The organism is Herbiconiux sp. FW305-C-125 (assembly GCF_058783455.1).
Genome location: NZ_JBYSYO010000003.1, coordinates 330865 through 343688 on the forward strand (window position 1 = coordinate 330865; position 12824 = coordinate 343688).

Genomic DNA, 12824 nt, shown 5'->3' on the forward strand with positions numbered 1-12824 from the left:
TAAAATTGCTTCTTCCGCTCCGACTCAGCCGTCTGCTGCCGACCGAAGGTTCCGATGACCACCACAACGCTCGACGCCCCGCCCGCCGCACCCGCGAACACCCGAGGTCGCGTCATCCTGGCGAGCCTCATCGGCACCTCGATCGAGTTCTACGACTTCTACGTCTACGCCACCGCCGCCGTGCTGGTCTTCCCCACCCTGTTCTTCGCGAACTCCGATCCCACCATCGCGCTGCTGTCGTCGTTCGCCGTGTTCGGCGTCGCCTTCATCGCCCGGCCCATCGGCAGCATCCTGTTCGGTCACTTCGGCGACCGCATCGGGCGCAAGCGCACCCTGGTGGCGTCGCTGCTCACCATGGGCATCGCGACCGTGCTGATCGGCGCGCTGCCCACCGGGCTCACGCCGGGCTGGCAGATCCTCGCCCCCGGACTCCTGGTGCTGTTCCGCTTCTGTCAGGGCCTCGGGCTCGGCGGAGAGTGGTCGGGCGCCGCCCTCCTCGCCACCGAGAACGCGCCCGCGGGCCGGCGCGCCGTGTACGGCACCTTCCCGCAGCTGGGGGCGCCGATCGGCTTCATCATCGCGAACGTGGTGTTCCTGGTGCTGAGCACCACGCTCGACTCCGAGGCCTTCCTCGCGTGGGGCTGGCGGGTGCCGTTCCTGGCGAGTGCCGTGCTCGTGATCATCGGCCTCTACGTGCGGTTCAAGCTCGTCGAGACTCCGGCGTTCACGAAGGTCGTGAACGCCGGCGAGGTGGCCAAGCTGCCGCTCGCGCGGGTCTTCAAGACCAGCTGGCGGCCGCTCATCCTCGGCACCTTCATCATGCTCGCCACCTACGTGCTGTTCTACCTGATGACGACGTTCACGCTCACGTTCGGCACCACCGCGTCGTCGGTGGAGTCGGCGCAGGCCGCAGCCGAAGCCGCCGGCAAGGCGTTCGACCCCGAGTCGTTCGTGCCCGGGCTCGGTTACAACCGCAACGAGTTCCTCATCATGCTGGTGGTCGGATGCGTGTTCTTCGGCATCTTCACGCTCGTCGCGGGCCCGCTCGCCGAGCGCTTCGGCCGCCGCATGACGCTCATCTGGACCACGATCGGCATCGCCGCCTTCGGCCTGTTCTTCGTGCCCCTCTTCGCCGGCGGGTTCGTGGGCGTGATGGCGCTGCTCGTGATCGGCTTCACCTTGATGGGACTCACCTTCGGGCCGATGGGATCGGAACTGCCCGAGCTCTTCCCGGCGAACGTGCGCTACACCGGCTCGGCCATCAGCTACAACGTCGCGTCGATCCTCGGCGCGGCGGTCGCGCCGTTCATCGCCGTGGCGCTCTGGACCGCCGCCGACGGCAGCCCCGCGCTCGTGGGCAACTACCTGTCGCTGATGGCCCTGATCACGCTCGGCGCCCTCATCATCAGCCGCGAGACCCGCGACATCGACTTCGAGAACACCCTCACCTGACCCGGCACCCGAACCTCCGTCGTTCCGGGCGGCGGGGGCAGGATGCCGGCGGCGGGCTCAGAAGAGGGTGGGCGGCGGCGGTGCGGCCAGAGGCGGGGCGGCGCGGCGGCCGCGCAGGGCGAACTTGTCCTGCACCCCCGCATCCGGCGCCGGGAAGCCGTGCCGGCTCAGCAGCGGCTGCAGCTGCTCGTCGAGCCACCGGCGGTACCGCGGGTCGGCCTCCGAGCCGCCGGCGTAGATGCGCTCGTAGTCGCCCACGAGCGACGGATGCTCGCGCCCGAGCCACGCGAAGAACCCGGGCCGCACGGTCGAACTGAGATACAACGCCGACGGCAGCACCGCCGTCGCGCCGGCCTCGGCGAGTTGCCGAACCATCTGCTGGAGTTGCCAGGGCCGATCGCTGAGGAGCGGCAGGATGGGCGCCAGGAACACCGTGCAGTCGAGCCCCGCCGCCCGGATCTCGGCGAGCGCCGCCAGCCGCGCCGCCGTCGTGGGGGTGCCCGGTTCGAGCGACTGCTGCAGCTCGGCGTCGACGAACGAGATGGAGAGCCCCGGCTCGACGTGCGCCCGCCGATCGGCCTCGACCAGGAGCGGGATGTCGCGCCGGATGAGCGTGCCCTTCGTGAGCACGGAGAACGGGATGCGCGCCGCGCCCAGCGCCTGGATGATGCCCGGCATCAGCCGGTAGCGCCCTTCGGCCCGCTGGTAGGGGTCGGTGCTCGTGCCGAGCGCGACCCGCGGTGGCAGCACCCGCTTCTTCGCGAGCTCGGCCCGCAGCACCTCGACGATGTTCGTCTTGACGATGATCTGGCTGTCGAAGTCGCTCGTCGCGTTCAGCCCGAGGTGCTCGTGCGTCGGCCGGGCGTAGCAGTACACGCAGGCGTGCGTGCAGCCGCGGTAGGGGTTGATGGTCCACTCGTCGGGCAGCATCTTCGCCGTGGCCGGCACGTGGTTGAGCGCGGTCTTCGCCAGGATCTCGTGAAACGTGATGCCCGCGAACTCGGGCGACCGCACGCTCTGCACGAGGTTGCTCACCCGCGCGAGCCCGGGCAGCGTGCCGGGGGCGAGGGCGTCGATGCGCTGACCCGCCCACCGCATCGCGTCGCTCATGCCCTGAGTGTAAGCGCCGCCACCGACACGCCCGCGCGTCAACCCAAGTTGACAGAGCGGATGCGTCAACGTAGGTTGACAGCATGGATGTCACCGACGTGCACACACTGGCCGCCGACGCGGGCAGCAACGACCCGATCGTGTCGCTGCGCGCCGTGGCGAAGCTCCGGCACGAGCTCGATCGCATCGAGGCCGTCGCCGTGCGCCGCGCCCGCAACGCGAACGCCTCCTGGCAGTTGATCGCGCTCGCCCTGGGCGTGTCACGCCAGGCCGTGCACAAGAAGTACGGCCGGCACTGAGCCGGCCCGCGCATCCGTCACCCCGCAGAGAAAGAAGACCATGTCGACCACCACGTCCACCCCCGCGAAGGACGACCCCCGACCGGCCCCACGGTCCCGCAGCCCCTTCGGCCGCGGTCGCGGCGGCAAGCCCGACGACGGCCCGCGCGCGAAGTTCAGCCAGCTGCTGCCGTTCCTGTTCGAGCACAAGAAGGTGCTCTCGGTGGTGATCGCGCTCAGCATCGTGGGCGCCGCGACGAGCCTCGCGCAGCCCCTCCTCGTGAGTCAGGTCATCACCGTGGTGCAGGCGGGCAACCCCCTCGGCCTGCTCGTGTTGGCCCTCGTCGCGCTCGTCGTGGTCTCGGGCCTCATCTCGGGCTTTCAGCACTACCTGCTGCAGCGCACCGGCACGAGCGTGGTGCTCTCGGCGCGCCGCCAGCTGGTGCAGCGGATGCTCCGCCTTCCCATCTCGCAGTTCGACACCCGCCGCACGGGCGACCTGGTCTCGCGCGTCGGCTCCGACACCACGCTGCTCTACGCCGTCATCACGCAGGGTCTCGTCGACGCGATCGGCGGTTCGCTCGTGTTCTTCGGCGCCCTGATCGCGATGCTCATCATCGACCCTGTGCTGCTCGGCCTCACCGTGCTGGTGATCGCCGTCTCGGTGGTCACCGTCGTCTCCATCTCAGGTCGGGTGCGCACGGCAAGCCGCAAGCAGCAGGAGAAGGTGGGCGACCTGGCGGCGGCGGTCGAGCGCTCGATCGGCGCCATTCGCACGGTGCGGGCCGCGAACGCCACCGAGCGCGAGATCGCCGCGATCGAGAAGGATGCGCAGGGCGCGTGGGAGCAGGGCGTGCGGGTCGCGAAGATCTCGGCTCTCGTCGTACCGATCGCGGGCATCGCCCTGCAGGTCTCGTTCCTCGTGGTGCTCGGGGTCGGCGGCTTCCGTGTGGCATCCGGTGCGATCACGATCGCGAGCCTGGTGTCGTTCATCCTCTTCCTGTTCATGATGATCATGCCGCTCGGGCAGGCCTTCGGCGCGATCAACTCGGTCAATCAGGCGCTCGGCGCGCTCGGCCGCATCCAGGAGATCGTGCAGCTGCCGGTCGAGGGTCAGGACGACCGGGCGATCGCCGCCCTCGCCGCGCCCGGCCAGACCTCGGCGGATGCGCCGGCGATCGAGTTCGTCGACGTGCACTTCGCCTACGACGAGAAGGTCGCCCCGGGCGACTCGTCGGAGCAACATCCGGAGACCGAAGAGGTGGAGACCGGCGTGCTGCACGGCATCAGCTTCGCGGCCGGTCGCGGGAAGCGCACCGCGATCGTCGGCCCGTCGGGCGCCGGCAAGTCGACCATCCTCGCCCTGATCGAGCGGTTCTACGACCCCACCTCCGGCGCCGTGCGCTTCGGCGGCGTCGACGTGCGGCAGCTCGACCGCGTCGAGCTCCGCTCGCAGATCGGCTACGTGGAGCAGGATGCGCCGGTGCTCGCGGGGAGCATCCGCCAGAACCTGCTGCTCGGCTCCCCCGACGCCACCGACGCCGAGTGCGTCGAGGTGCTGCACGCGGTGAACCTCGGCGAGGTGCTCGAGCGTTCCCCCGAGGGGCTGGATGCGGCGGTCGGCGAAGACGGCGTCATGCTCTCCGGCGGCGAGCGTCAGCGCCTCGCCATCGCCCGGGCGCTGCTGGCCGCGCCACCGGTGCTGCTGCTCGACGAATCGACGTCGTCGCTCGACGGCCTGAACGAGCAGATGCTCCGCGAGGCCATCGACGCGGTGGCCGAGAACCGTTCGCTGATCGTGATCGCGCACCGGCTCTCGACCGTGGTCGACTCCGACCAGATCGTGGTCGTCGACCACGGCCGCGTGGTGGGCGTGGGCACCCACTCCGAGCTCGTCGCCTCGACGCCGCTCTACCGCGACCTGGCGAAGCACCAGCTGCTCGTGTAGCGGGAGGGGCGGACCGCGCATCGCGGACCGCCCCTCCCGTCGAGCGCGGGCTCAGTTCTTCGGCGTCGACCGCCGCAGCACCACGAAGCCCACCACGGCCGCGAGCGCCGTGATCACGAGGCTCCAGGCGACGAGGCCACCCGGTCCGGCCGCCACGAAGAACGCTCCCACGGCGGGCCAGCTGTCGGTGAGGGTGGTGAGCACGATCCCCCCGAGCACGAGCACGGTGAGCCCGGCGAAGAACACCAGCATGCCGTTCACGCGCCAGCGCTGGTAGAGCGTGGAGACCATCGCCCCGACGAAGAAGCAGAACAGGAACGCGGCGAAGAACAGCAGGAACCGTTCGTACCAGGGAGCATCGGTGCCTCCGAAGTAGAGCACCGTGAACATCCGGCCGCCGAGGCCCCAGCCGTTCGTGAGCTGCTCGATCACGGCGAGCAGCGTGATGAACGCGCTGTACACGGCCGAGAGCCCCACGAAGGCAAGGGCGGAGCCGAGCCAGAAGTCGCGGCGGGTCACGCTCATGCCGAGGGCGTAGGGGAAGGCGTAGGCGACCGCCTGCACCCCGATCACGATGGCATAGACGAACACGTAGAACGACGCCCCGCTGTACTGCAGCCCCTCCTGGGCGTCGGCGCGATCGGCCGGATCGGTGATCGAGCGCAGGATCAGCCACCAGATGACCATGTTCACCGCCAGGATGAACAGCAGGATGAGGGCAGGGATCACGAGCACCTGCAGCCGGTTCACGACATGCAGGCGTGCGACGGGCAGGATGCGGCCCGCGCCGTGCGCGGCAGCCGATGCGGGACGGGTGGAGGTGTCGAGGGCGGTCATGCGTTCTGCTCGATTCCGGTCGAGGCGCCGGTCTTCTGCACGACCAGCTGCTGGAGGGAGACGGGGGCGAGTTCGAGGCCGAGTTCGCCGGCCTCCCGTCGCTCGGCCGGGTCGAGCCGGCCGACGGTGACCGAGGCGAGACCGCCGATGCCCTCGCGGTGCAGCACCTCGCGGCCGGCCACGAAGGAGTCGACGAGCGCCCGCGTGCCGACCACCGTGGTGGCCGACCCGCGCAGTGATTCGGCGTCGGCATCGAGCAGGATGCGCCCCTGATCGATCACGATCACGTGCTCGAGCAGGTTCGACACCTCGTCGATCAGGTGCGTCGAGAGCACGATGGTGCGCGGATGCTCGGCGTAGTCCTCGAGGAGGCGATCGTAGAAGATCTGCCGGGCCACCGCATCCAGACCGAGGTACGGCTCGTCGAAAAAGGTCACGGCGGCCCGGCTCGCGAGGCCCACGATGACGCCGACGGCGGAGAGCTGGCCGCGCGAGAGCTTCTTGATGCGGCGGTTCAGCGGCAGCCGGAAGTCGTCGATCAGGCGCTCGGCGAGCTCGGCGTCCCAGTGCGGGAAGAACCACGGCGCGGTGCGGAAGACGTGCTTTGGCTTGAAGTCGTCGGGGTACTTCTGGCTCTCCTTGATGAAGCTCACCTGCTGCAGCACCTGCCGGTTCTCGACCGGGCGCTCGCCGAACACCCGGATGTCGCCGTGGGTGGCGAAGTCCTGCCCGGTCAGCAGCTGCATCACGGTGGTCTTGCCCGCGCCGTTCCGGCCGAGGAGCCCCGTGATGGTGTTCTCCTCGATGCCGAACGACACGTCGTCGACGGCGACCACGGAGCGGAAGCGTTTGGTGAGGTGCTCGACCTCGATCACGGCGCTCATTCGGTGCCCTCCCGCCGGATCATCTCGACCAGCTGCGACTCCGAGATGCCGAGCTTGCCGGCCTCGGTCACGAGCGGCTTCACGTACTCGTTCTGGAACTGATCGCGGCGTTTGGCGACCAGGCGCTCCCGCGCCCCGGTGGCGACGAACATGCCGATTCCCCTCTTCTTGTACAACACCCCGTCGTCGACGAGGAGGTTCACTCCCTTACCGGCGGTCGCCGGATTGATGCGGTGGAATGCCGCGAACTCGTTCGTCGACGGCACCTGACTCTCTTCGGGCAGGCTGCCGCCGATGATGTCGTTCTCGATCTGCTCCGCGATCTGAACGAAGATCGGCCGCGACTCATCCACGCTGCGTGCCGTTCATTGGTTCATTACTCATGTAACTAACCAACCAGGTCGACTGTACGGTGTCAAGTCCCGATGCCAGAATGGGCTCGTGAGCGCCCTGCCCGATCCGTCGTCGTTCGCCGAGACAGTCACTCCGGCACCCGTCGTGTCGGTGGCCGAGGCCGAGGCCGTCGCCGTTCGCGTGTTCGGTGTGGCCGGTCGAGCAGAGGCGCTCGGCAGCCAGTACGACGCCAACTTCGTGCTGACGCCGGCCGACGGGGGCCCGCGCGCGTTGCTGAAGTTCGCGCATCCGTCGACCACGGCGGAGGAACTCATCGCCCAATCGCTCGCGGCAGCGCTCGTCGGGGATTCGACCGGCATTGCGACGCCCCGCACCCGAGCCGCGCTCGACGGTGCGCGCGACCCTGTGTCGGTGGGGTCGGTCGAGGTGTCGGGCGCGGGCGGCCCGCTCCTGGTGCGGATGCTCGACTTCGTCGAGGGCACCCCGCTCTCCGGGCCGCGCTATCTGGCGCCGGCCGCCGTCGCGGCGCTCGGGTCGTTCGCCGCGCGGTCGGTGCTCGCGCTGGCCGGATTCGAGCATCCGGGCGCACAGCGGACGCTGTCGTGGGATCTCCGGAACGCCGACGCCCTGGTGACCGCCCTGCTGCCGGCGGTGACGGATGCGGCGCTCGCCGACCGGGTTCGAGTCGCGTCGGCGAGCGCGAACCAGGTGGTGCGGGGGCTCGACGCCGAGCTGCCGCGCCAGGTGATCCACGGCGATCTCACCGACGACAACACCGTGGGCCGCCCGGTCGGGGCGGGCGGCGGGCGGCTCGACCCGACCGGGATCATCGACTTCGGCGACGTGGTGCACTCCTGGGCGGTGGCCGAACTGGCCGTGACCTGTTCGTCGGTGCTGCATCATCGCGGTGCGTCGGCGGTGTCCATCCTGCCGGCGGTGCGCGCGTTCTGCGCGCTGCGACCGCTCTCTCCCGCCGAGGCCGATGCGCTCTGGCCACTGATCGTGGCGCGCGCCGCAACCCTCGTCGTGAGCGCGCACCACGCGGCCGCCATCGACCCGCAGAACGACTACACCCGCGCGAACGCCGCCCACGAGCACCGCATCTTCGAGGTCGCGACAAGCGTGCCGACTGCCGTGATGACGGCTCTGGTGCGGGAGGCCGCCGGATTCGCCGCCCCCGCGCCCGCGACGGTCGCGGCTGCGGCTGCGCATCCGCTGCTGCCGGGGCTGCGCGCCGACGCCGTGGTGGCGGTCGACCTGTCCAGCACGAGCCCGCTGCTCGCGGCCGGCCGCTTCGCCGAGCCGGACGCCGAGCGCGCCCTCGTCGCCGAGGCCCTCCGCGCCGCTCCCGACGCCGCAGCGCGCAGCGGTTCGTCGACCGCGGGAACCGCTTCCAACCCCGTCGGGACCGTCGAGCTCGGCGCGGCCGATGGGGAGGCAGCTGCCGCGAGCGAGGCCGCGCACCTCGCTTCGGCGCGGGCGGTCAGCACGCGCTTCGCGGAGCGGCGACTGACCCGCTCGTTCCGAGAGTCGCCGCACCCGCACCCGTGCGCCGCCCTCGGCGTGGCGGTCACGGCCGATGCGACCCTCTCGGTGCACGCACCCTGGAGCGGCACCAGCACCTGGCTCTCGGCCGAGTTGCTCCCGGAACTCCTGCCCGACGCCGCACCGACCGCGACCGAGCGCGGCAAGCACCCCGCGGGGGTCCTGCGCCTCGTGTCCGACGACGGCCTCGTGCTGGAGCTGAGCGGGCTGCACCCGCCCACGCACTCGCCGGCCGCCGAACGTGATGCCACCGCCGAGCCCGCTGGCGGCGCCCTCGCCGGGAACGCGATCGGGACGCACTCCGCTCCCGACACCGCGACCGCCGAATCGGCCGCCGACCTCACCGACGACGGGCGCGCGGCGCACGCCACTCGCCACGCCGCGTCCGCCGAAGCCACGGCGGCAACCCTCGCGGGCGGCGTGCTCGGGTCACTGGCGGCCGGGAGCACGCTCGGCGTGCGGCTTCTGCGCCCCGACCTCGCACCCGACGAGACGCCCTGGTTCACCACGGCCGACCTCCTCCCGGGCTGGCGACCGTTCGTGCTTGACCCGACCCCGCTCCTCACCGCCGGCACAGCGCCCGCCGTCACGACGAGCGCCGGCGATCCCGCCCCGGCCGCCCACTCCCCCGCCCCCTCGGTGCACGCAGGCGATCCCGCCCCGGCCACCCACACCTCCGCCCGCGCGTTGCACGCCGGCGATCCCGCCGCCGCGGCCACCCACACCTCCGCCCCCGCGGTGCACGCAGGCGACCCGGCGCCGGCCGCCCACTCCCCCGCGGCGCAGCAGGACGCCGCCGCCCTGCTGCGCCGCCGCGAGCGGCACCTCGCCGACGTGCAGGAGCACTACTACGCCGATCCCCCCGAGATCGAACGCGGCTGGCGGCACCACCTCTTCGACACCGACGCCCGGCCCTATCTCGACATGGTGAACAACGTCGCCGCGGTCGGCCACGCGCATCCGCGGATCGCCGACGCCGTCGCCCGTCAGCTCACCCTGCTCAACACGAACTCGCGCTTCAATTACGCCGCGATCGCCGAGCTCACCGAGCGGCTCGCAGCTCTGCTGCCCGATCCGCTCGACACCGTTTTCCTCGTCAACAGCGGCACCGAGGCGGTCGATCTCGCGCTCCGGATCGGCTGGGCCTGGTCGGGCCGGCGCGACGTGGTGGCGGTGCGGGAGGCCTACCATGGCTGGTCGGATGCGGCCGACGCGGTCTCGACCTCCGTCGCCGACAACCCCGGCGCCCTGTCGACGCGCCCGGCCTGGGTGCACACCCTCGACGCCCCGAACGCGTACCGCGGGCGATACCGCGGCGCCGACGCAGCGCGCTACGCCGTCGATGCGGTCGCGACCATCGAGGAGCTCGTGGCGGCAGGCCGCGCCCCGGCGAGCTTCATCGCCGAAGCGTTCTACGGCAACGCGGGCGGGATGCCGCTGCCGGACGGCTACCTCGAGTCGGTCTACGCCGCCGTGCGCGCCGCGGGCGGCCTCTGCATCGCCGACGAAGTGCAGGTCGGCTACGGCCGTCTCGGCGAGTACTTCTGGGGCTTCGAGCAGCAGGGGGTGCGCCCCGACATCGTCACCGTGGCCAAGGCGATGGGGAACGGGCATCCGCTCGGCGCCGTCATCACCACCCGCGCGATCGCCGAGCGCTACCGGTCACAGGGGTACTTCTTCTCGTCGGCCGGCGGCAGCCCGGTGAGTTCGGTGGTCGGCACGACCGTGCTCGACATCCTGCGCGACGAGGGCCTGCAGGAGAACGCCCGCGTCGTCGGCGCCCACCTGAAGCGCCGCCTGGAGGCGTTGGCCGAGCAGCACGAGCTGATCGGCGCCGTGCACGGCCTCGGCCTCTACCTCGGCGTCGAACTCGTGCGCGACCGCAGCACCCGCGAGCCGGCCCCCGAGGAGACCCTGCTGATCTGCGAGCGGATGCGCGAACTCGGCGTCATCGTGCAGCCCACCTCCGACCGCCAGTGCGTGCTGAAGATCAAGCCGCCCCTCACCCTGACGCGCGAGGGTGCCGACTTTTTCGTCGACACCCTCCACGCCGTACTCACCGACGGCTGGTAGCCCCGCGCCCCCGCCCCCTCAGGAGTTGGGGATGAGGGTGTACTTCGTCGAGAGGTACTCGTGGATGCCCTCCGAGCCGCCCTCGCGGCCGAGACCCGACTGCTTCACACCGCCGAACGGGGCGGCGGCGTTCGAGATGACGCCGACGTTGAGGCCCATCATGCCGGTGTCGAGCTTCTCGATCATCCGCTTCCCGCGGGCCAGGTCCTCGGTGAACACGTACGAGACCAGTCCGTACTCGGTGTCGTTGGCGAGCCGCACGGCTTCGTCTTCGTCGTCGAACTCGACCACGCTGACCACCGGGCCGAAGATCTCCTCGCGCAGGATCTCACTGCCGGCGGGCACGTTGGTGACGACGGTCGGCTCGTAGAAGCTGCCCTTGCCCTCCACGCGCTTGCCGCCGGCCACCAGGGTAGCTCCGCGGGAGACCGCGTCCTGAACCAGCTCGTCGGCCTTGTCGACCGCGTCGTCGTCGATCAACGGGCCGATGTTCACGCCCTCCTCGGTTCCGCGACCGATGCGGAACGCGGCCACCCGCTCGGCCACCCGGCGCGAGAACTCGGCCGACACCGCGCGGTGCACGATGAACCGGTTGGCAGCGGTGCAGGCCTGCCCGATGTTGCGGAACTTCGCCTGCAGCGCGCCTTCCACCGCCTTGTCGAGGTCGGCGTCGTCGAACACGACGAACGGGGCGTTGCCGCCGAGCTCCATCGAGGTGCACAGCACGTTCTCGGATGCCTGCTTCATGAGCGCCCGGCCCACCGGCGTCGACCCGGTGAACGACAGCTTGCGCAGCCGCGGGTCGGCGATGATGGGGGCCGACACGGCGTTCGAGGTGGACGTGGTGATGGCGTTCACGACGCCGGCGGGGAGGCCCGCCTCCTCGAGCAGCCGCACGACGTAGAGCGTGGTGAGCGGGGTCAGTGTCGCGGGCTTGATGACGACGGTGCAGCCGGCCGCGAGCGCGGGAGCGATCTTGCGGGTGGCCATGGCGAGCGGGAAGTTCCACGGGGTGATGAGGAACGAGGGGCCGACCGGCCGCTGCGAGACCACCATCGTGCCGGTGCCCTCGGGGTTGCTGCCGTAGCGGCCCGAGATGCGCACCGCCTCCTCGCTGAACCAGCGGAGGAACTCGCCGCCGTAGGCGACCTCACCCGCGGCCTCCGCCAGGGGCTTGCCCATCTCCATCGTCATGAGCAGGGCGACGTCGTCCTTGCGCTGCTGCAGCAGATCGAAGGCGCCGCGCAGGATCTCGCCGCGCGCACGGGGGGCAGTGGCGGCCCATTCGTCGGCCACTGCGACGGCCGCGTCGAGCGCCCGGATGCCGTCTTCGGGAGTGGCGTCGGCGATCGACTTGAGCACGGCACCGGTCGCCGGATCGTAGACGTCGATGGTCTTGCCGCTCGACGATTCGACCCACTGGCCGCCGATGAAGAGACGGCCGGGGACGGCTGCGAGAACGTCGGCCTCGGATGCTGCGCTCATGTCGTTTCCTTTCGAGAGGGTCATCTGGGATGACCGTACGCCGCACACGACGCGGCGTGGGGTGCCGATCCGGCAATCCGCACCACACTGTATGCCACCATGGCACAACGGCGTAGGATCGGTGCGTGCCCGCCCCGCTCAGCGCCCTGCTCGCCCATGCCGCGTTCGGCCTGCGCGTGGTTGTGCCGTCGGCCGACGCCGCTCGCCGCGAGGTGCTCTGGGCCCACGGTTCCGACCTCGACGACCCGACACCCTTCCTCGGCCCGGGTCAGCTCCTGCTCACGACCGGCCGCCAGTTCTCCGGCGCCGACCCCACCCCCATCGACGACTACGTCGCCCGCCTCGTCGCCGCCGGCGTGGTGGCCCTCGGCTTCGGGGCCGACGTGGTGCAGAGCGGCACCCCGGCCGCGCTCGTGCGCGCCTGCCGCGAGGCGGGCCTGCCGCTGTTCGAAGTGCCCTACCGCACTCCCTTCATCGCCATCAGCCGCTGGGTGGCGGATGCCCAAGCCGCCGACGCCCGCGCCCGCCTCGACTGGGCGCTGGAAGCACAGCGCGCCGTGTCGCTCGCCACACTCGGCGACGGCGGACTCATGGCGGCGGTCGCGAAGGCGGCCGAGCGGCTCGAGTGCGCGATCGCGGTCTTCGACCCGGATGCCGAGGTGATCGTCTCGTCACCGCCCGGCGCATCCGATTCCACCGGCCGCGCCGGCGGGTCATCGGACCGGTTCGGCGACCTGGTGCCCGAGGTGACGCGGCTGCTGCGAGCCGGCCGCCGCTCGCGGGCCGACACCGACGGCGACGACGACCACGCCATCGCGCAGACGCTCGGCGGCACCGGCCGCATCCGGGGCGTGCTGG

At 71.1% G+C, this 12824-nt stretch carries 10 protein-coding genes; 5 read left to right on the forward strand and 5 right to left on the reverse strand.

Features of this window, described 5'->3' with window-relative positions; all coding sequences use genetic code 11:
- Positions 1–54: 54 nt before the first annotated feature.
- Complete coding sequence (locus AC3WLB_RS11875) at positions 55–1452, forward strand: MFS transporter (protein ID WP_492506177.1); 1398 nt, start codon at positions 55–57, stop codon at positions 1450–1452.
- Between the two features lie 57 nt (positions 1453–1509).
- On the opposite strand, the gene AC3WLB_RS11880 is transcribed toward AC3WLB_RS11875, so the two are convergent.
- Entirely contained in the window at positions 1510–2562 is a 1053-nt protein-coding gene (locus AC3WLB_RS11880; RefSeq protein ID WP_492506179.1) for a radical SAM protein, read from the reverse strand.
- An 83-nt stretch (positions 2563–2645) separates the two neighbouring features.
- Between AC3WLB_RS11880 and AC3WLB_RS11885 the strand changes: the two genes are divergently transcribed.
- Together AC3WLB_RS11885 and AC3WLB_RS11890 are read left to right on the forward strand one after the other, a co-directional pair.
- Positions 2646–2861 carry a hypothetical protein gene (locus AC3WLB_RS11885; protein ID WP_022896008.1) on the forward strand — a complete coding sequence of 72 codons (216 nt, stop codon included), beginning with the start codon at positions 2646–2648 and terminating at the stop codon, positions 2859–2861.
- Positions 2862–2901: 40 nt separating this feature from the next.
- Entirely contained in the window at positions 2902–4788 is a 1887-nt protein-coding gene (locus AC3WLB_RS11890; protein WP_492506181.1) for an ABC transporter ATP-binding protein, read from the forward strand.
- A gap of 51 nt (positions 4789–4839) precedes the next feature.
- Here AC3WLB_RS11890 and AC3WLB_RS11895 read toward each other — a convergent pair whose 3' ends face one another.
- From AC3WLB_RS11895 to AC3WLB_RS11905, 3 genes are read right to left on the reverse strand one after another with little or no spacing between them, the layout of a single operon-like run.
- On the reverse strand, positions 4840–5625 hold the full coding sequence (locus AC3WLB_RS11895) for a hypothetical protein (RefSeq protein ID WP_492506183.1): 786 nt from the start codon (positions 5623–5625) through the stop codon (positions 4840–4842).
- Positions 5622–6509: an ABC transporter ATP-binding protein gene (locus AC3WLB_RS11900; RefSeq protein WP_492506185.1), complete on the reverse strand. Its 888-nt coding sequence runs from the start codon at positions 6507–6509 to the stop codon at positions 5622–5624. Before AC3WLB_RS11900 ends, AC3WLB_RS11895 begins: the two co-directional genes overlap by 4 nt.
- Entirely contained in the window at positions 6506–6862 is a 357-nt protein-coding gene (locus AC3WLB_RS11905) for a GntR family transcriptional regulator (RefSeq protein ID WP_022896010.1), read from the reverse strand. Before AC3WLB_RS11905 ends, AC3WLB_RS11900 begins: the two co-directional genes overlap by 4 nt.
- Before the next feature lie 88 nt (positions 6863–6950).
- Between AC3WLB_RS11905 and AC3WLB_RS11910 the strand changes: the two genes are divergently transcribed.
- Positions 6951–10481: an aminotransferase class III-fold pyridoxal phosphate-dependent enzyme gene (locus AC3WLB_RS11910; RefSeq protein ID WP_492506188.1), complete on the forward strand. Its 3531-nt coding sequence runs from the start codon at positions 6951–6953 to the stop codon at positions 10479–10481.
- Positions 10482–10499: 18 nt separating this feature from the next.
- Here AC3WLB_RS11910 and AC3WLB_RS11915 read toward each other — a convergent pair whose 3' ends face one another.
- Positions 10500–11966, reverse strand: coding sequence for an NAD-dependent succinate-semialdehyde dehydrogenase (locus tag AC3WLB_RS11915; RefSeq protein ID WP_492506190.1), 1467 nt, complete (start codon positions 11964–11966; stop codon positions 10500–10502).
- A gap of 125 nt (positions 11967–12091) precedes the next feature.
- Between AC3WLB_RS11915 and AC3WLB_RS11920 the strand changes: the two genes are divergently transcribed.
- Positions 12092–12824 (forward strand): PucR family transcriptional regulator ligand-binding domain-containing protein (locus tag AC3WLB_RS11920; protein ID WP_492506192.1); only part of this gene is annotated, 733 nt, incomplete at its 3' end.